The following is an 18,074-nucleotide window of genomic DNA, read 5'->3' as shown; positions in this document are numbered from 1 at the left end:
CTAAGGCTGTCTGCCTTCATTTCTATTGTTCTGAGGTCCATCTTCGTTCTGTTGCTGAGCAGGGCGAGGACCGTTATAAGGGCGTCGATTACCATTCTGTGGGCGACGGTTGTCGTTCTGTGGACGTCTGTTGTCATTTGGCTGACGGCCGTTATCCTGTCCATCTCGCTGGTTACGACGGTTTTCACGTTGTGGTCTACCCCCTTGTTGACCGTTGTTATTGCGCGATTGGTTGTTCTTCTTGCGCTTCTTAGCCTTGTCGAATCGACTGAGATCAGCACCTGCAAGGAGGTCGACAGGCTTCTTCGTCGGTTTGGCCTTACCATCTTCAAGTAGCGATAGAGGCTTTTCACCACGTCGGTTCAGTTCGATAATCTCCTTAGCACGCTCAGCACTGATGGTCTCAAGGTTGGCTGCAAGGTTCTTATCGGTAGAGTAGGTGCATAGACCATTGAGTATGTCAGTCTTAAAGAGATGGTATTCACCATCCATAGTCTCCAATATCACTTCCTTACTTGGTAGTTTCCTGCCAGCCTCCATGTAGTCGTCAACCTCATAGTTCAGACAACATTTCAATTTAGCACACATTCCCGCCAGTTTAGTAGGGTTGAGTGAGATATCTTGAATACGTGCAGCAGTGGTAGAGACACTTGAGAAATTCTTCATCCAAGTAGCACAACAAAGTTCACGACCACAAGGTCCTGTACCTCCGATGCGGCCTGCCTCCTGTCGTGCTCCAATCTGTTTCATTTCAATTCGTACGTGGAAGGCAGCAGCAAGGTCCTTGATAAGCTGGCGGAAGTCGACACGTTCGTCAGCAATATAGTAGAAAATAGCTTTGTTCCCATCGCCCTGATACTCTACGTCACCAATCTTCATCTTCAGTCCTAAGCCCTTTGCAATCTGTCGACTCTCAATCATTGTGGCGTGCTCACGTGCTTTAGCCTCGTGATACTTCTGCATATCAACTTCTTTAGCAAGGCGATAGACACGCTTGATGTCGTCAGGTGACTTCACTGTCGACGATTTCTTAATTTGCAGTTTGACGAGTCTTCCTGTCAGCGTAACGACTCCGATGTCGTGTCCAGGGTTAGCTTCAACAGCCACGATGTCACCCTTCTTCAAGTCAAGGTTGTTGACATTGTGGTAGTAACCCTTACGAGTATTCTTAAATTGAACCTCAACAAGGTCGGTTGTCTGGTTGTTGCCAGGCACGTCAGCCAGCCAGTCGAAGGTGTTCAGCTGGTGGTTTTGTCTGCCACACCCTTTGTGGCATAAACCTCGGTCACACCCATGCCAGACCTTGAATTTCATATCTTTGTAATCCATTGATTGTTTCTTTTTGTTTATATATATATTGGAAGCCTCCATGCTGACCTCTGATAGAGAAGGATGGTAGGCTGTGATAAGCAATGATAAATTATATTGTACAGCTTTCAAGCATATAACTTGTCAACTTGTCCACCTGTCAACTCGTCTACTTGTCAACTCGTCTATTTCTTCAACAACAACACAATGAGTTTCAGAGCCATGTCATAAAAGACAATCTTAGCGTTTGCATTCTGTCCAATATCACGATTGGCACGTTGGAAGAGTTCGTTGATTTCAATGACGTTAGCCTCGTTGATGAATCGAGCAAAGTTCTTTGCAAAATTCTCCTCCTCCAGTGTCATGTAGTTAAGTTCAGGAGTTCGGAAGTTAAACATGAAGTTCTCGCGCACTTGCTGTTGGAAGTAAGTAAGCATACGACGTTCTTTCTCTCGTCCATAGCCAGCCACAATCTCACTCCAACGTTTGAGGTCTTTTACGTTACGGAGGTAACATAAGCGCATAAGCATCTGAAACATGTTGTGAAACTCACGGTTTTCATTACCAGCGTCCAGTGATTCCAATGCTTTCAACCAACTACCATTTGCAATGCGGGCAATGCGGTGAGCTGCATCAGCATCAATACCCCTCTTGTCGACGAGGGCCTTTTCTATCGCTTTGTCTTCTATCCGCTTCACATCAATACGCTGTGTACGACTAACGATAGTCTCGAGTAGCTTCTCTGGTTCCTCGCATACCATGAGGAAGACAGTGCCCTGTGGTGGTTCCTCCAACAGCTTCAATAGTTTGTTAGCTGATGTGAGGTTCATTCGCTCTGGCAGCCAGATGATAGACACCTTATAGCCTCCCTGACTTGATTTCAACGCCAAGACACGTGACAGCTCGTCACTCTCAGCACCCGTGATGATAGCCTGCTGTGTGGTAGCCCCCATCTGACTCATCCATTGATTCATGGTGAAATAAGTCCCTTGCATGATGAGTCCGTGCCATTCCTTCGCAAAGTCAGTACTTACGGGTTGGTGTTCACTACTCATGCTTGGCAGTTTGATGGTAGGATAAGAGAAGTGAAGGTCAGGATGTTCCCAGTTGCGAAGCATGGCACGAGCATTAGACACGGATGGAGATGATTCTCCCTTCGTCTCGTCACCAGCGAGCAAATAACAGGCAAAAGCCATTGCAAGTGCCATCTTACCCGCTCCATGAGGACCGCAGAAGAGCAAGGCGTGAGGCAGACGGTCTTCTTTGACCATCTGAATAAGCCGTTCCTTAACTGCTTCTTGTCCTATAACTTCTGAAAAGTCCATCTTCTCTTCTATTCTTATTTATTTGCTGTTCTGTTGTAGAAGACCACTCTCTACTATCCGCTTCATCACCTCGTGCACACTACTTACAGCCGATACGGTATAGAAATGTACGTTGTTGAAACCATGCGCATAAAGGTCTTTCACCTGTCTAACGGCCCATTCAATACCTAACAGGCGTGCCTCCTCATCCGTCTTACACAGCAAAGCCAACCCAGCAAGCTCTTCTGGGATGTCACAGTGGAATGTCTTTGGTACGACATGCAGCTGAGACAGCTTTGCAAACGGCTTAATTCCCGGTATGATAGGGATGGTAACACCCATCTTACGAGCCTGATCTACGAAATTATAGAATTTCTCATTATCGTAGAAAAGCTGTGTTACGGCAAAAGTAGCACCAAGGTCCTGTTTCTGTTTGAGGTATCGTAGGTCCTGTTCGAGGTTCGGTGCCTCCTCATGTTTCTCTGGATAGCATGCTACACCATATACGAAAGGCTTACCAGGATGTTTCATTGTAGAACCATCAGTGAATATTCCTTCGTTGAAGCTGTTCACCTGTTCAATCAGTTCTGTTGTATGACTATGCCCGCCCTCGGTCGGTGTGAAGAAGCGGTCTTCACGTGCTTTATCACCACGCAGGAGCATAAGGTTTTCAATACCCAAGAACTGCAAGTCGAGTAGTTCGTACTCAATATCCTCCTTTGTAGCGCCTGAGCATATCACATGAGGGATGACAGGAATGCCATACCTCTGCTGAATAGCAGCTGCGATAGCCACTGTCCCCGGGCGACGACGTACACTCTGGCGTTCCAGCAGACCGTCTTCACGCTCGTGATATACAAACTCACTGTGGTGAGTAGTGATGTTTATGAAGCTCGGATTAAACTCCTTGAGCTGGTCAATATTGCGAAAGAGAGACGCTGTTCCACTACCTTTCAAAGGGGGAAGAACCTCAAATGAGAAATGTTTCTCGCCCGTCTCGTCATTTAGTATTTGCTTTATATATGTTATGTTGTTGTCCATTTGGCTACAAAGTTAGTAAATAATTGTGAGAAAAGGGGCAGGTTTGGATAAGTAAAACACTTAAAGAGTAAAAAAGTAAAAGCCTATTTGCTCTTCTAAAAGTAGCTCTCTGTGTAAGGGAAAAACATGCTTCAAGTGTATTAATAAGTAGATGCTTCTTCTCAAAGAGGGGGTATAAAGCAGGACGAATGAGTATTATTTAGAATTACTACTAATATATGAAAAGAGTTTTTATGGCAATTCTTGCCTTAGCAATGGCCGTAAATATGATGGCCGGAGACTTTGTGAAAGTAAAGAACGGACGCTTTATCCGTGGTGGAAAACCCTACTATTACGTGGGAGCTAACTTCTGGTATGGAGCCATACTTGGCTCTGAAGGGCCGGGGGGCGACCGTGTGCGCCTTTGTCGGGAGCTTGATGAGCTACAGCGTTTAGGCATAGATAACCTCCGCATCTTGGTGGGTGCGGATGGTCTGCCTGGTGTTGAAGATAAGGTTGAACCTGTCTTACAGCCTCGTCCGGGGGTGTATAACGACTCTATCCTCGCTGGTCTTGATTATCTCCTGACGGAGATGAGCAAGCGAAAGATGGTTGCTGTGCTTTATCTCACTAACTCTTGGGAGTGGAGTGGAGGCTATGGTGCTTATTTGGAGTGGGCTGATGAGGGACCAGCTTTGATACCACGTAGGGACGGCTATGGCGCTTACACGAAGTTTGCCAGTAAGTTTGCTGCTAATCAGAAGGCTCATTTGATGTTCTATGACCATATCCGCTTCATCCTTAGCCGTACCAATAGATACTCTGGAATAAAGTATGTAGACGACCCAACCATCATGTCTTGGCAGATATGTAACGAACCTCGTGCCTTCTCGAAGGAAGCTTTACCAGAGTTTGAGAAATGGCTTTCAGAGGCTACAGCACTTGTTCGCAGTCTGGATAAGAACCATCTTATCAGTCTTGGAAGCGAAGGTGCCTTCGGTTGTGAACGTGATTATGGTTGCTTTGAGCGTATCTGTGCTGACAAGAACGTTGACTACTGTAATATTCATATCTGGCCTTATAACTGGCAATGGGCAAGAAAGACACATCTGAAGGAGGACCTCAAGGCAAGTTTTAAGCAGACACAAGAGTATATCGACAGCCATCTTGCCATCTGCAAGCGCCTTAATAAGCCACTTATACTTGAAGAGTTTGGTTATCCTCGGGACGGTTTTTCGTTCTCATTGAAGAGTTCGACGAAGGCTCGCGATGCTTATTACAAGTATGTTATGGACGCTGTTGCAGAGAATGCAGCGCATGGTGGACTCCTTGTTGCCTGCAACTTCTGGGGTTGGGGAGGTTATGCAAAGCCTCGACATGAACGTTGGCAGGCAGGAGATGACTTTACCTGCGACCCAGCACATGAACCACAAGGATTTTATAGTGTGTTTGCATCAGACAAGTCAACCTTGAAGATTATTCAAAAGCATACGAAACGTATGTCTGAAATCAAGTAGTTTGGATTGTTTGAGAACTATTTTTAGTCAATAAACGATGGTGTTCTTGTCGTTAAAGAATGCTTAGTTATATTATCATCAGGCTTTGATAGCGTTGCCGTCAATGCTCGATAAAAGAAAAAGAGGTGCTTAATTGAGATTCAGTTAGGCACCTTTTTTCATGCTCTCTCGTCTCTGGTCTGCGAATTATTATCATGAAGAAAAATATTTTTTATCGTGAAAGAAAATATTTTTTATCATGAAGAAAAATATTTTTCTTCGTGAAAATAATTTATACCCGACGGTTTTTCGCTATCTATCATACCGATAGCAAGTAGAGTATCTTTGGTCTTTAATGCGTGTAAAAACGAGCTTTACACTACTTGATAGACGTGTGGAAGGGTCTTGACATTTAGTTACTGATATTAAGCAATTGCCTACTTAAAGACGTACACTTGTCTTCTTTCTGTATAATCTTTGGTTATCTACGGAATAAAGTGTAACTTTGCAGTACAATTGAAGGCCATGTGCAGGCCTCGTCATAAGGACGTTTGAAACATTAAAAAAGCAATAAAAAATGGAAATGTTTAAGTTTAATCCTCTTTTGAAGTCTATCCTTTGGGGTGGAGAAAAGATAGTACCTTTCAAGCATCTGACTTCTGATCAGAAACAGGTGGGCGAGAGTTGGGAAGTGTCTGGCGTTAAGGACAATGAGAGTGTTGTCTCTGATGGCAAGTACAAAGGCTGGACACTGAATAAGCTTGTCGACACGTTGAAGGATAAACTGGTGGGTAAGGAGAACTTTGAGCGCTTTGGCAATGAGTTCCCTCTGCTTGTCAAGTTTATTGACGCACGTCAGCAACTCTCTATACAGGTTCACCCAACAGACGAGCAGGCGCAGGCACAGGGGCTGGGTCGTGGTAAGACTGAGATGTGGTATGTGATGGAAAGCGATGCAGATGCATCTCTTCGCAGTGGTCTGAAGCAACAGATTACACCAGAACAGTACAAGGAAATGGTTGAAAATGATACCATTACTGAGGCTTTGTCAGAATATCCTGTTAAGGAGGGCGACGTATTCTTCTTGCCAGCTGGTCGTATTCACTCTATCGGTGCAGGCTGTTTCTTGGCAGAGATACAGGAGACAAGCGACGTAACCTACCGTATTTATGACTTCAAGCGTCAGGATGCAGAGGGTAATTATCGCGAGTTGCATACCAAGGAAGCTGCTGAGTGCATTGATTATACTGTCTATCCAGACTATCGTACACAGTATGAGGCACGCCAGAATGAGCCAGTAGAGCTCGTTAGCTGTCCTTATTTCACTACTTCTGTCTATGACCTTACCGAGCCAATGACACTCGATTACAGTGACTTAGACTCTTTTGTTATCTTCGTTGGACTGAAGGGTGAAGGTGAGATAACCGATGCCGAGGGTAATACTATCTCTTTCCGTGCAGGTGAGAGTGTGCTCCTTCCTGCTACAACAACGGTTGTCAAGGTTTCAGGAACTATCAAATTCTTGGAGTCATACGTGTAATCAATGACGCAAGTAACGTTTCTGAAGCATCATCTGTGAGGTGATTATAAAGAAAACGGCTCTCCTTCTCGAATGAAAAGGAGAGCCGTTTTCTTTATAACTAATGGATGATAAGTTTACTCTTTCGTCTCTTTTGCGTCCTCAGTGAGGGTCGATAGTACCTCTATCCCGTCTTTGTCGATATCCTTTGTTACGTATCGTTGCCAGTAGGCAATGATGAGCGTGGTGAGTGGAAGGGCTATGATAAGTCCGATAAAACCCAAGAGGGCACCCCATACAGAGAGTGAGAGGAGTAGGATAGCAGGGTTAAGTCCCATGGCTTTACCCATTATCTTCGGTGTTATCACCATATCCATAAGGGCCTGTATGATAGCAAACACGGCCAATGCCGAGCCAAAGATAATCCAGAAATTCTGCCCTGTATCAGCCGCTTTGAGCAGTGCCAAGAACGCTGTTGGGACGAGGGCAAAGGTGTGAAGATAAGGTACAAGGTTGAGAATACCGATGAGTATGCCCAGTCCGATAGCCATTGGGAAGTCTATAATGGTGAAGCCAATACAGAAGAGTACTCCCATACAGAGTGATACCAGTCCTTGTCCACGGATGTAGTTATTGAGTTCTCGCTCTACGTCTTGTGCCAGTCCGGCCCAGAAAGGGCGTGCATTCTTAGGGAATATCTTAATCCAATTGTTAGTCAACACCTCATAATCAAGCAGGATAAAGAACATATACAGCAGGGTGATACATGAGGCTATGACGGAGAGAACGACACTCGCCGTCTGTCCTATTACCGAGAAAAGCTTCGGCATAGCGGTCCTGATGGTGTTTCTAAAGTCCGGACTCTTCAGGTATCGTTCGATTTCATATTGGTTCTCCTTTATCCACTGCTGCACCATTGTCGATACATTGTTTGTGTGAGTCGTCTCGTTTAGATAGCGATTGGCTATGTGCATGAATCGATCTACTTGGTCTATCATTGGCGGAACAATGAAATAGAAGATAGCAGCAAAGATAGCTATAACAAATAGTAAGGTAACTATAATACTTAAAGCTCTGCCTGGTACGTGTAGTTTATACTGTACAAACTTAACAATCGGATAGAGGAGATAAGCTAATAACCATGCTATGAAGAAGGGTAGGAGTACCTCAGATAGTGCATTGATGATAAATCCAACTGTTAGAACAGCAAGTGCTATGAGTGCCCAACGGATGAACTTATCGAAAGTAATTGTTTGTCTCATAAGTCTTTTTAAACGTTTTTGTTTGCTTCTTCCTGTGTCGCCTTCTTGTAGCATTCACGGCATAGAGGCTCGTATTCCTGCTGTTCTCCGAGCATCACTCGTCGATTGTCGGCAATGAGACGATGGCTAACGTATGCCAAGGCACCACACTTCACGCAGATTGCATGCACCTTTGTTACCTCATCTGCAATAGCACAAAGAGCTGGGATAGGGCCGAAAGGAACACCCTTATAGTCCATGTCGAGGCCTGCAACGATAACACGCACACCGTTGTATGCTAACTTGTTGCACACATCTGTTAGTCCTTCGTCTAAGAATTGGGCCTCGTCAATACCCACGACGTCAATGTCAGAGGCAAGAAGGAGAATGTTTCCTGATGAATCAATAGGGGTGGAATGGATGGAGTTCTGGTCATGACTGACTACATCCTCGTCCGAATAACGTGTGTCAATAGAAGGTTTAAAGATCTCAACCTTCTGCTTTGCGAACTTAGCACGCTTCATACGACGGATGAGTTCTTCTGTTTTACCAGAGAACATACTGCCACATATCACCTCAATACGTCCTTGTCGACGTCTTTCACCATTATGATTATCTATCTTTGCCATAGTTATTGCAAAGATAGATAAATTACGAGGAATAGTCATACTATAAGCGTTAAAAGTTATTGTGTAGGCCTATTCTTTGTTCTTTTGAGGGTGAGAATTGGGCAACTCGACGGATTTTCCCAGTGTTATTTGATAAGAATAGTCTTTTCTTCAACCGTTCTCTATGGTCGTGATGAGGCTTAATTAGGAGTGGTGGGCATACTGAATATCAACTTTATTTAGCTTTCAATGCGTTATTAAATGTTGTTGGAAAGGTTTTTGTCTGTTAAGTTTTCTTGGAAAGTAAAGGATTTATTAAGAGTTTGTTTTAGCCTTGTTGTTATAAAACATACTGACAGACTGTGTTTTAGAAGACTTTACGCTTGAAAGGATGAGATGATAAGTATGATGTTTAATAACGCTTTTGGGTTAAAATTATAACATCATTGTTACTAAGTTTTGTCCCTTGCAAATGGAGATGTTTGTTATGTAAAAAAAGCTAATTTATTTTGTTCTTCTACACAATTGCTTTACATTTGCATTCAACAATGGGAACATTATATCTTGTACCGACACCGGTTGGAAACATGGAGGACATGACACTCCGTGCCATCAGAGTCCTGAAGGAAGCTGATTTAGTATTGTGTGAGGATACTCGAACATCGGGTATTCTATTGAAGCACTTTGAGATTAAGAACCGTCTTATGTCTCATCATAAGTTTAATGAACATGCAAGTACTGCCAATATTGTCAATAGACTGAAGGCTGGAGAGACGATTGCTCTTATCTCGGATGCGGGGACTCCGGGCATTAGCGACCCTGGTTTCTTCCTTGCTCGTGAGGCTGCTGCTAACGGGATAACCGTTCAGACGCTTCCTGGAGCAACCGCTTTTGTACCTGCATTAGTGTCAAGTGGCTTACCATGCGACCGCTTCTGCTTTGAAGGATTCCTCCCTCAGAAGAAAGGACGCAAGTCTCATTTAGAGAGCTTAACCGATGAGACGCGCACAATGGTGTTCTATGAGTCACCTTATAGAGTAGTGAAGACGTTGGAGCAGTTCGCTGAGGTGTTTGGAGCAGAGCGACAAGTAAGTTGCTGTCGTGAGATTTCAAAGGTGCACGAGGAGAGTGTTAGAGGAACATTGGCAGATGTTATCGCCCATTTCAAAGAGACGGAACCACGAGGAGAGTTCGTTATTGTTGTGGCAGGAAAGGACAAAGTAAAGTCTTCTGAACGGAAGAAACAAATGGATAAAAACGTGAAAGTATGAATAAACTATTAGTTTTTGCAGTATGTGGAGCCCTTGCGCTGGCATCCTGCAACCAAGACAAGAAGTCGGCATTAAACCCATCTGAGATAAAGAGTGACTCTTTGCGTAACATCATTGACGCTCGTGACCACGAGATAAACGATATGATGGGAACGTTGAACGACATCCAACAGGGCTTTGCGGCTATCAATGAAGCTGAGAATAGAGTGACGATAGCGAAGGATGGTGAGCGTGTTGATAAGGCAGAACAGATGAAGGAAAACATTCAGTTTATCGCTCAGCGTATGCAAGAAAACCGTGAACTCATCAAGAAACTACAGCAGCAATTACGCGAGACAGGCTTTAAGGGTGACGCAATGAAGGAGACTTTGAATCGTTTGACCAATCAACTGAGTTCTAAGGAGCGTGAGTTGAAGCAGTTGCGGGCTGAGTTAGAGTCAAAGAACATTCATATCAAGGAACTTGATGAGACTATCACTGGCTTGAATACAGACGTTGCTAATCTCAAGACAGATAAGGAGAACCTTACAGCCGATAAAGAGAACCTTACGAAAGAGAAGGAGAGTTTGCAAACAGAAAGCAACCAGAAGACCGAAACCATTAATACACAAGACAAGCAGTTGAACACTGGTTGGTATGTATTCGGTACTAAGAGCGAGTTGAAGGCACAACGTATTCTCGACGGAGGAAAGGTGTTACAGGGTTCGTTCAACAAGAATTATTTCACAAAGATAGATATCCGTATCAACAAGGAGATCAAACTTTATAGTAAGAGTGCACAGTTGTTGACAGCGCATCCAAGCAGCAGCTACACGCTAACAACTGATACAAACGGACAGTATGTACTCCGTATCACTGACCCACAGACATTCTGGAGCACAAGTAAATACTTGGTTATTCAGGTTAGATAATCATAAAATACAAAATAAGAAAGAGGAGATGTGTTATAACAGCACATCTCCTTTTTTATTTCTCCAAACTTACTCCATTCTCATAATTGGATATATTCAGAAGGAGGGTGACTATTTCTTCAAAAAAGGTTGACGGTTTCTTCAAAAAAGGTAGACCTTTTTGCCCAAAAAGGTCTACCTTTTTTGTAATCGCGTTATCTGTTATGTCAACTTCAGCAAAGCCCAAAGAAACTACTATTGAAGTGGTACTTCGTCTTTTAGATTTACTAATTTCGTGGTAAACAATAGGCTGAGTGTGACGAAGCCTGCGCCTATTGCCAATCCAATATACTGAACGTTGTGAAGCAAGGTAAGGATGAATTCTGATTCAGTTCCATTGATATATCTATCAAAGATGTTAGGCAGTGTGAAACTTGCAAGCGTCACAATACAGCCCAAAACAACCCCGACAACAAGCAGTTTAAGCGACATCAGCTTGTTCTTTCGGCTCTCCGCACGTTGATACGCCTTGACTTCTTCGATGAGTTCCATCTGTCGTTGCAGTCTTTGCATGAAGGCATTGTCATCCGACAGTTGTGGATGATAGTCCGAGAGTAAGTCTTTCAAGAATTTATCTTCGTTCATCTTTCCAATATGTGTTTAAGTTCTTGCCGTCCACGTGAGAGTTGTTTCTTAATTGCATCCTCACTGTTTTCGGTTATCTCTGCAATCTCTTTTATCTGATAACCCTGCATATAATAGAGCAGGATACTTGTGCGCATTGTCTCCGAGAGCGTTGCCAACGCAGTGTGTAGTTCCTGATAGCGGAAGGCATCATCACTCTTACTGTTTCCTTGGAGCGTGATAGCCTTCTCAAGGGGTAGTTCCTGTTGGTGTTTCTGTTTGCGACGTGAGTCGATGAAGACACGATAAGCTATTTTCATCAGCCAAGCCGAAAACTGTCCCCGTTCGTCATATTGACTACTGCGAAGGTAAGCTTTGATGAGAGCCTCTTAAGCAATATCGTCAGCTTCAGCACTATTGCCGCAGCATAGGGCCGTCAGGAACCGGCGTAATGCTGCCTGTTCCCGACCGACCTGTTCGACGAATTGTTCTCTTGTCATAATAACCTAATCGTTGTCTTTCAAGTTTTCCAAAGTCTTTTTGGCACTGTTGTAGGCGGCTAACAGCCCACAGCCTACTGCCAATGGGACAACACCAAATACAGAGCCTATATGGATATATCCTTTGTCAAAACTTTGCAAAATGCTCAAAACTATAATAACCAATATGGTTGCCGCCCCTCCGATAAGACAGATTGTCCCCCAAAGTAGTTCCTGGTGCATTTTTGTCATCAGTTGCTCTTTGTATGATTTCTTTGAAGGGTTCAGCTTGTCGAGAAACTCCTGCACGTCAATGTCAGGATTCTTTTCAATAATAGCCGTAACAATCTCGCTTCTTTTTTCTGTTTCGTGTTGTTTGTTACGGTAAGAGAGCCAAGCCATTATGATAGGAAGAACTACTACAATTGCTATTGGAACGAGACTTTTAATGATTGATTCTAATATTACATAATTCATAATCATTTGTTTTTAATATGTTATACATTTGGTTTTCTTTCTGAACCGATTCACTTGTATAACGTTATTGGTTTGTAAAAGGTGACATTAAAAGGCGTAAATTTATTTGTTTTATGGTATTAATTGTTTTTCTGATAACGGTTTTATTTATGCTTACTGTAGCTTTTGTGCGAATTATTTTCATGAAAATAAATATTTATTGTCGTGTAAATAATTATTTTTCTTCATGAAAGAAAATATTTCTTTTCATGAAAATAATTCGTTGGAATGTAGCTATAAGAAGTTAAAAGGGCATTTATCAGCAGTTTATCTCTTACCTCTAATATTCGTAGAGAGCATGGGTAAAATCCTTCCTCCTTTCTTTCTATATCTTTATTAGTATTAGGAGCAAAAGTAATGTCTTAACTCCTTTCACTCTCTTCGCACTCTTTAACTCCTCAAAACCTACCTTCTTTCTTGGAAGAATTGCTGCATCAAGGCACGACATTCTTCTTCCATAACACCATAGGTGACGTTAGCTTTTGGGTGAAAGGCTTTGGGTGCATACTCGTGGTAGCCCCGTTTTTCGTCGGGACAGCCATAGACAATACGTCGGAGTTGCGCCCAACCGATGGCACCAGCACACATAATGCAAGGTTCAACAGTCACATATAGCGTGCAGTCCTGCAGGTATTTGCCGCCCAACTCATTGGCAGCCATGGTTATTGCTTGCATTTCTGCATGTGCAGTAACGTCATTGAGTGTCTCTGTCAGGTTATGGGCACGAGCGATGATACGGTCACGACATACCACAACAGCACCAACAGGGATTTCACCTTCTTTATAAGCGGCTTCGGCTTCAGCCAATGCACGCTGCATATAGTATAGGTCTTTCTTGCTTTGTTCTTCTGTACTCATACTGCAAAAATACGGGTTTTATTTTGATTTTACGAAAGATTATTCTAACTTTGTGCGTGAATAATAATGTACACAATTCTTGACGGGAGTGATAAAGTTTTAGGATTTTAGAAGAAGTAGGCAATACCTTTGTTTCATCCGTAAATCGATTTGATACGTATAAAGAATTATCTTATCTCCTTCTAATAGTCTGAACTTCTAAAACTTCTGCAAGTTGAGGAAAGAAAGACGCATGGCATACCATAACGAATTAGGTAAATGGGGAGAGGATGTGGCGGTAAGCTATCTCCAACAGTTGGGTTATGTCATTCTTCATCGTGATTGGGATTATCATCATCGAGACTTAGATATTGTTGCTATAGATAATGGTACGCTGGTTATCGTTGAGGTAAAGACCCGAAAGAATGAGCAGTTTGCTGATGCCGATGAGGCTGTCACCGTGCAGAAAGTGCGTTCGCTCTCGATAGCTGCCAATGCATACGTCAAGCGATATAATATCAATTTGGATATCCGCTTTGATATAATCACTGTCGTAGGGCAGCCAACAGGAACCAATGAAGTGCGCCACGTGAAGGATGCCTTTCTTCCATTCATATAAAGAATAGATTGTAAATGAAGATAATAGATGCCGTATTAGGCTTTTTCAAGCCAACAGTAGTAGAGAAAGAAAGAGAGGTGAAAGTCGTAAGATTGGATGCTGTCGATAGTACAAATGCTTATCTGCGCACTTACAAGCCTGCTGAAGATGAGCCAATGACAGTCGTTGTTGCTGATTATCAGACTGCAGGAAAAGGGCAGGGGACGAACACTTGGGAGAGTGAAGCTGGTAAGAACCTGTTGTTCTCGGTACTTGTACACCCGACGATGCTGCCTGTTCGTAGTCAGTTCCTACTCTCTGAAGCTGGTGCTTTGGCTCTGAAAGAAGCTTTAGCAGACTATGTGAAAGACGATATCCGTCTGAAATGGCCCAATGACATCTATTGGAAAGATAAGAAACTGAGCGGAACACTGATTGAAACAAAGCTCGCTGCGGGACGTATAAAAGACTGTGTCTTCGGTGTGGGACTGAATGTAAATCAGGAAACGTTCCATAGTGATGCTCCTAATCCTGTCTCTCTCTGTCAGATTTTAGGGCATGAGGTAGACAAAGAAGAACTATTGAAGAAGATAGTCAAGAAGTTCTCAGAACTCTATCGGCTGTTAGAGATGGGTGGATACAATGATGTCAGTGCTATGTATCACGAAGCCTTGTATCGCCGTGGAGGCTTTTATAAATTCCGCGATAGCGATGGCGAGTTTGAAGGAGCTATCGTTGAGGTAGAAGACAATGGGCATCTTATCCTCCGTGATAGTAAGGGTATGATACGAGAATATCAATTCAAAGAAGTAGAGTTTATTATATAATAAGGTGTAGGTGGAAGTAAGGAAGTTCCCTCAGCACCTCCAACAGCAATAAAAATGGCAAGATTTAAAAGAATACTCTTAAAGCTTTCGGGTGAGAGCTTGATGGGAAAGCAGGGCTTCGGTATCGACCCTGAGCGTCTTAGTGACTATGCTAAGCAGATTAAGGAAGTACATGAAATGGGCGTACAGATTGGTATCGTAATCGGAGGAGGTAATATCTTCCGTGGTTTAAGCGGTAGCCAGAAAGGCTTCGACCGTGTGAAAGGCGACCAGATGGGTATGTGTGCCACTGTTATCAACTCCCTTGCACTCAGTTCAGCACTTGAGGCAATCGATGTGAAAGCAAAGGTCTTGACTGCTATCCGTATGGAACCAATCGGTGAGTTCTATAGCAAGTGGAAAGCTATCGAGGCTATGGAGGTTGGTTATGTATGTGTTTTCTCAGCAGGAACGGGCTGTCCTTACTTTACTACGGATACCGGTTCAAGTCTGAGAGGTATTGAAATTGAGGCAGATGTAATGCTTAAGGGTACACGTGTAGATGGTATCTATACTGCCGATCCTGAGAAAGATCCAACGGCAACAAAGTTCTCTGAAATCACATATGATGAGATTTATAATAAGGGTCTTAAGGTAATGGATCTCACGGCAACGACCATGTGTAAGGAGAATGACCTACCTATTTATGTCTTCAATATGGACGTTGTCGGTAATCTGAAGAAGGTTATGGATGGTGAAGATATTGGTACATTGGTGCACAATTAAGCCTGATTGTACTTAAACTAATATTCGTTGCAGCAGGTAGGTGACTATCTGTCTGCAACAATATACGTAAAATAAAAATCGACGAGAGAACTCATCTTAATCCTGAAAACCTTTTGAACATAGATTGATAAAAAGTTATTGAATATAAATATTAAATATATACATTATGTAATGATATAAAAATAATTTTCTTATCTTTGCAGTTCAAATTCTAATAGTATAAAACGATGAAAAGAAGAAATACACTATTTATCCTCTTTACGCTGTTGTTTAGCCTCACAGCTATGGCACAGCAGAACCCTGTTCACTTTTCTGTACAGCAGAAGCAGGTCTCTCCAACAGAGGTAGAGGTTATCTTCACAGCGAAGATTGACCAGGGATGGCATGTATATTCAACGAATCTTCCTGCTGATGGTCCTACATCTGCATCCTTACATGTGGACAAAGCTGAGGGCGTAACACCGGTTGGTAAGCTCACAACACGTGGTAAAGAGTTGAATGTCTATGATAAGACTTTCGAGATGAAACTACGTTATTTCGAGAATAGCGTTGGTTTCGTTCAGCGTTACAAGATAACAGCCAAGACCTACAGTATAAAAGGTTACTTGGAATATGGTGCTTGTAATGATGAGATGTGTTTGCCACCAACACAGGTAGAATTTAATTTTAAAGGCAATGGACCAGCTTCAGCGCCCGCAGCAACACCAACAGCTGCTAACGCAGAAACGGAAAAAACAACGACAGCTGCTACTGATGTAGCAGCTGATGGTTTATCTGCACTTACCGCAATGACTGCAGATACTGCAAAAAAGTCTGATGTTTTGCCAGGCGATACTGCAGGATCTGTAAAGCAAGAGAATGCACAAGTAAATGCAGATGTTAACTTGTGGCAACCTGTTATCAAAGAGTTATCAGCCTTCAATAGCACCAAGGACAGCACTAATAGCTCTCTTTGGAGCATTTTCTTTATGGGTATTTTAGGTGGTTTCATCGCTTTGCTTACCCCTTGTGTATGGCCTATCATTCCAATGACGGTAAGCTTCTTCCTCAAAAGAGCGAAGGATGACCGTAAGAAGGGTATACGTGATGCAGTGACATACGGCTTGTCAATCATTGTTATTTACATGGGTTTGGCAACGCTTGTTACTTGGGCTTTCGGTCCACAGAAGTTGAATGAGTTGGCAACAAATGCACCGTTCAATGTGTTCTTCTTCCTTTTGTTAGCAGTCTTTGCTTTCAGTTTCTTTGGATGGTTTGAACTTCGATTGCCTTCTTCATGGGGTAATGCGGTTGATAATAAGGCTTCTGCGACAACAGGTTTGCTTTCTATCTTCCTTATGGCATTCACCTTGTCATTGGTAAGTTTCTCTTGTACAGCTCCTGTCGTAGGTCTTCTCCTTGTTCAGGCAGCAACAAGTGGTGACTGGGTAGCTCCTGCAGTGGGTATGTTTGGTTTTGCTTTGGCTCTTGCCTTACCATTTACCTTCTTTGCTCTCTTCCCAACTTTGCTTAAGAAAGCGCCAAAGTCTGGTTCATGGATGAACATGATTAAGGTCGTGTTGGGTTTCATCGAGTTGGCATTCTCACTGAAGTTCTTGTCTGTAGCCGACCTCGCTTACGGTTGGCATATCCTTGATCGTGAGACATTCCTTTCCATTTGGATTGTTCTCTTTGGCCTTTTGGGATTATACCTCATTGGTAAACTCAAGTTTCCTCATGATGATCTCGAACAGAAGGCAATGCCAGTACCAGCTATCATGTTGGGCCTTTGCTCGTTAGCTTTCTCTGTTTACATGCTTCCAGGCCTCTGGGGTGCACCTTGTAAAGCGGTTAGTGCGTTCGCACCACCTATTAATACACAGGACTTCAACCTTGCTCCACAGACCGTGCATGCTGCTTATACGGATTATGATGAGGGTATGCGTGCAGCGGCTGCAGCTGGTAAACCCGTCTTGATAGACTTTACTGGTTTCGGATGTGTTAACTGTCGTAAGATGGAGGCATCTGTCTGGACCGACTCACGTGTCGCTGAGAAGCTAAATAAAGACTATGTCCTTATTTCGCTTTATGTAGACGACAAGACTCCATTGAAGCAGCCTGTTGAGGTGAAACTACCTGATGGAACGTCACGTACACTGCGTACTATCGGTGACAAGTGGAGTTATCTGGAACAGACTAAGTTCGGTTACCTGGCTCAGCCATTCTATGTTCCTTTGGATAATGCGGGTAAGCCGTTGAATGGTAGCTTTAGTTTTAAGGAGGATGTACCTGCTTATCTTGAATTCCTCGATAAGGGCTTGGAAAATTATCACGCCAAACAGCAATAATGATATAGGCTGACAATATTGCGCTTAACTATCTCGTAGATAGTATAGAGCCGCATAGTCATGTGTTCTGAAAGAGGTTGTATCAAAAAGACCATTGGAAGGTCTTGATTGATACAACCCTTTGTTCTATTTATACCTGAAGCCTTTACTAACGCACGAGGGGATACGTACTATTTGGTAAACGTACCTTGTACAGATAAAGCATTAGTTTCTTCCATGTTATTTAATGCTTTTAAGAATAAAAAGGTGTAAGGATGAAGATCGTAAGAGGGTAGTCTGTGAGTATATGTCATTTGGTTTGGTAGATGTTAATGTTAAGTGAAAAAATACCATTAAAACGTACATTTGGCTATCAAAAAACAATAATAATGAATAGAATTCTTTATTTTTAATAATAAAGTCACTTGTATTTTTGTTTTTTTTTCGTACTTTTGCAGAATAATA

General features: G+C 42.9%; 16 protein-coding genes and 1 pseudogene. 8 read left to right on the top strand and 9 right to left on the bottom strand.

Annotation, left to right across the window (positions count from 1 at the left end):
• The 3 genes from ricT to AXF23_RS07365 form a co-directional block, all read right to left on the bottom strand.
• Positions 1–1,329: a PSP1 domain-containing protein gene (gene ricT / locus AXF23_RS07375; protein ID WP_107624856.1), complete on the bottom strand. Its 1,329-nt coding sequence runs from the start codon at positions 1,327–1,329 to the stop codon at positions 1–3.
• 164 nt (positions 1,330–1,493) lie between these two features.
• Positions 1,494–2,633 carry a DNA polymerase III subunit gene (locus AXF23_RS07370; RefSeq protein ID WP_107624855.1) on the bottom strand — a complete coding sequence of 380 codons (1,140 nt, stop codon included), beginning with the start codon at positions 2,631–2,633 and terminating at the stop codon, positions 1,494–1,496.
• Between the two features lie 18 nt (positions 2,634–2,651).
• Complete coding sequence (locus AXF23_RS07365) at positions 2,652–3,653, bottom strand: methylenetetrahydrofolate reductase (protein ID WP_089365539.1); 1,002 nt, start codon at positions 3,651–3,653, stop codon at positions 2,652–2,654.
• A gap of 218 nt (positions 3,654–3,871) precedes the next feature.
• On the opposite strand from AXF23_RS07365, the gene AXF23_RS07360 reads away from it, so the two are divergent.
• Together AXF23_RS07360 and AXF23_RS07355 are read left to right on the top strand one after the other, a co-directional pair.
• Positions 3,872–5,149, top strand: a complete 1,278-nt coding sequence (locus AXF23_RS07360) for a glycoside hydrolase 5 family protein (protein ID WP_199222170.1) — start codon at positions 3,872–3,874, stop codon at positions 5,147–5,149.
• Between the two features lie 556 nt (positions 5,150–5,705).
• The gene (locus AXF23_RS07355; RefSeq protein ID WP_107624853.1) at positions 5,706–6,668 is read left to right on the top strand and encodes a type I phosphomannose isomerase catalytic subunit; all 963 of its coding nucleotides are present in this window, start codon (positions 5,706–5,708) and stop codon (positions 6,666–6,668) included.
• A 116-nt stretch (positions 6,669–6,784) separates the two neighbouring features.
• Here AXF23_RS07355 and AXF23_RS07350 read toward each other — a convergent pair whose 3' ends face one another.
• Both AXF23_RS07350 and AXF23_RS07345 read right to left on the bottom strand, forming a co-directional pair.
• On the bottom strand, positions 6,785–7,909 hold the full coding sequence (locus AXF23_RS07350) for an AI-2E family transporter (protein ID WP_107624852.1): 1,125 nt from the start codon (positions 7,907–7,909) through the stop codon (positions 6,785–6,787).
• An 8-nt stretch (positions 7,910–7,917) separates the two neighbouring features.
• A complete protein-coding gene (locus AXF23_RS07345) occupies positions 7,918–8,517 on the bottom strand; it encodes a thymidine kinase (protein WP_107625825.1) in 600 nt (199 codons plus the stop codon).
• A gap of 527 nt (positions 8,518–9,044) precedes the next feature.
• Between AXF23_RS07345 and rsmI the strand changes: the two genes are divergently transcribed.
• Both rsmI and AXF23_RS07335 read left to right on the top strand, forming a co-directional pair.
• Complete coding sequence (gene rsmI / locus AXF23_RS07340; protein WP_089365543.1) at positions 9,045–9,767, top strand: 16S rRNA (cytidine(1402)-2'-O)-methyltransferase; 723 nt, start codon at positions 9,045–9,047, stop codon at positions 9,765–9,767.
• Positions 9,764–10,678 carry a Cbp1 family collagen-binding glycoprotein adhesin gene (locus AXF23_RS07335; protein ID WP_089365544.1) on the top strand — a complete coding sequence of 305 codons (915 nt, stop codon included), beginning with the start codon at positions 9,764–9,766 and terminating at the stop codon, positions 10,676–10,678. The genes rsmI and AXF23_RS07335 overlap by 4 nt, the downstream gene beginning before the upstream one ends.
• Positions 10,679–10,912: 234 nt before the next feature.
• Here the strand turns inward: AXF23_RS07335 and AXF23_RS07330 are convergent, their stop codons facing one another.
• From AXF23_RS07330 to AXF23_RS07315, 4 genes and pseudogenes are all read right to left on the bottom strand, one after another.
• Positions 10,913–11,302, bottom strand: coding sequence for a PTS cellobiose transporter subunit IIC (locus tag AXF23_RS07330; RefSeq protein ID WP_107624851.1), 390 nt, complete (start codon positions 11,300–11,302; stop codon positions 10,913–10,915).
• Positions 11,299–11,781: pseudogene (locus AXF23_RS07325) on the bottom strand (RNA polymerase sigma factor). Before AXF23_RS07325 ends, AXF23_RS07330 begins: the two are co-directional and overlap by 4 nt.
• Before the next feature lie 6 nt (positions 11,782–11,787).
• Complete coding sequence (locus AXF23_RS07320; RefSeq protein WP_233251255.1) at positions 11,788–12,237, bottom strand: hypothetical protein; 450 nt, start codon at positions 12,235–12,237, stop codon at positions 11,788–11,790.
• Between the two features lie 444 nt (positions 12,238–12,681).
• Positions 12,682–13,134: a nucleoside deaminase gene (locus tag AXF23_RS07315; protein WP_107624849.1), complete on the bottom strand. Its 453-nt coding sequence runs from the start codon at positions 13,132–13,134 to the stop codon at positions 12,682–12,684.
• Positions 13,135–13,366: 232 nt separating this feature from the next.
• Here AXF23_RS07315 and AXF23_RS07310 point away from each other — a divergent pair, with 232 nt between their 5' ends.
• From AXF23_RS07310 to AXF23_RS07295, 4 genes are all read left to right on the top strand, one after another.
• A complete protein-coding gene (locus tag AXF23_RS07310; RefSeq protein WP_004360454.1) occupies positions 13,367–13,732 on the top strand; it encodes a YraN family protein in 366 nt (121 codons plus the stop codon).
• 14 nt (positions 13,733–13,746) lie between these two features.
• Entirely contained in the window at positions 13,747–14,538 is a 792-nt protein-coding gene (locus AXF23_RS07305; protein ID WP_107624848.1) for a biotin--[acetyl-CoA-carboxylase] ligase, read from the top strand.
• 54 nt (positions 14,539–14,592) lie between these two features.
• Positions 14,593–15,303: a UMP kinase gene (pyrH, locus tag AXF23_RS07300; protein WP_107624847.1), complete on the top strand. Its 711-nt coding sequence runs from the start codon at positions 14,593–14,595 to the stop codon at positions 15,301–15,303.
• Between the two features lie 227 nt (positions 15,304–15,530).
• Positions 15,531–17,630 (top strand): protein-disulfide reductase DsbD family protein, encoded by a 2,100-nt coding sequence (locus tag AXF23_RS07295; protein WP_107624846.1) that lies wholly within the window; start codon positions 15,531–15,533, stop codon positions 17,628–17,630.
• Positions 17,631–18,074: the final 444 nt, after the last annotated feature.

This window comes from Prevotella sp. oral taxon 313 (assembly GCF_003043935.1).
GTDB classification, from domain to species: domain Bacteria; phylum Bacteroidota; class Bacteroidia; order Bacteroidales; family Bacteroidaceae; genus Prevotella; species Prevotella jejuni.
The sequence above is the reverse complement of the archived record's forward strand: the minus strand, read 5'-3'. Positions and strand labels throughout refer to the sequence as shown.

Excerpts from the sequence above, each read along its gene's own strand:
- ricT (WP_107624856.1), bottom strand. The coding sequence starts at position 1,329 with ATGGATTACAAAGATATGAAATTCAAGGTCTGGCATGGGTGTGACCGA.
- AXF23_RS07320 (WP_233251255.1), bottom strand. The coding sequence starts at position 12,237 with ATGAATTATGTAATATTAGAATCAATCATTAAAAGTCTCGTTCCAATA.
- AXF23_RS07345 (WP_107625825.1), bottom strand. The coding sequence starts at position 8,517 with ATGGCAAAGATAGATAATCATAATGGTGAAAGACGTCGACAAGGACGT.
- AXF23_RS07305 (WP_107624848.1), top strand. The coding sequence starts at position 13,747 with ATGAAGATAATAGATGCCGTATTAGGCTTTTTCAAGCCAACAGTAGTA.
- AXF23_RS07360 (WP_199222170.1), top strand. The coding sequence starts at position 3,872 with ATGAAAAGAGTTTTTATGGCAATTCTTGCCTTAGCAATGGCCGTAAAT.
- AXF23_RS07350 (WP_107624852.1), bottom strand. The coding sequence starts at position 7,909 with ATGAGACAAACAATTACTTTCGATAAGTTCATCCGTTGGGCACTCATA.
- AXF23_RS07295 (WP_107624846.1), top strand. The coding sequence starts at position 15,531 with ATGAAAAGAAGAAATACACTATTTATCCTCTTTACGCTGTTGTTTAGC.
- AXF23_RS07315 (WP_107624849.1), bottom strand. The coding sequence starts at position 13,134 with ATGAGTACAGAAGAACAAAGCAAGAAAGACCTATACTATATGCAGCGT.
- AXF23_RS07310 (WP_004360454.1), top strand. The coding sequence starts at position 13,367 with ATGGCATACCATAACGAATTAGGTAAATGGGGAGAGGATGTGGCGGTA.
- AXF23_RS07335 (WP_089365544.1), top strand. The coding sequence starts at position 9,764 with ATGAATAAACTATTAGTTTTTGCAGTATGTGGAGCCCTTGCGCTGGCA.
- rsmI (WP_089365543.1), top strand. The coding sequence starts at position 9,045 with ATGGGAACATTATATCTTGTACCGACACCGGTTGGAAACATGGAGGAC.
- AXF23_RS07330 (WP_107624851.1), bottom strand. The coding sequence starts at position 11,302 with ATGAACGAAGATAAATTCTTGAAAGACTTACTCTCGGACTATCATCCA.
- pyrH (WP_107624847.1), top strand. The coding sequence starts at position 14,593 with ATGGCAAGATTTAAAAGAATACTCTTAAAGCTTTCGGGTGAGAGCTTG.
- AXF23_RS07370 (WP_107624855.1), bottom strand. The coding sequence starts at position 2,633 with ATGGACTTTTCAGAAGTTATAGGACAAGAAGCAGTTAAGGAACGGCTT.
- AXF23_RS07365 (WP_089365539.1), bottom strand. The coding sequence starts at position 3,653 with ATGGACAACAACATAACATATATAAAGCAAATACTAAATGACGAGACG.
- AXF23_RS07355 (WP_107624853.1), top strand. The coding sequence starts at position 5,706 with ATGGAAATGTTTAAGTTTAATCCTCTTTTGAAGTCTATCCTTTGGGGT.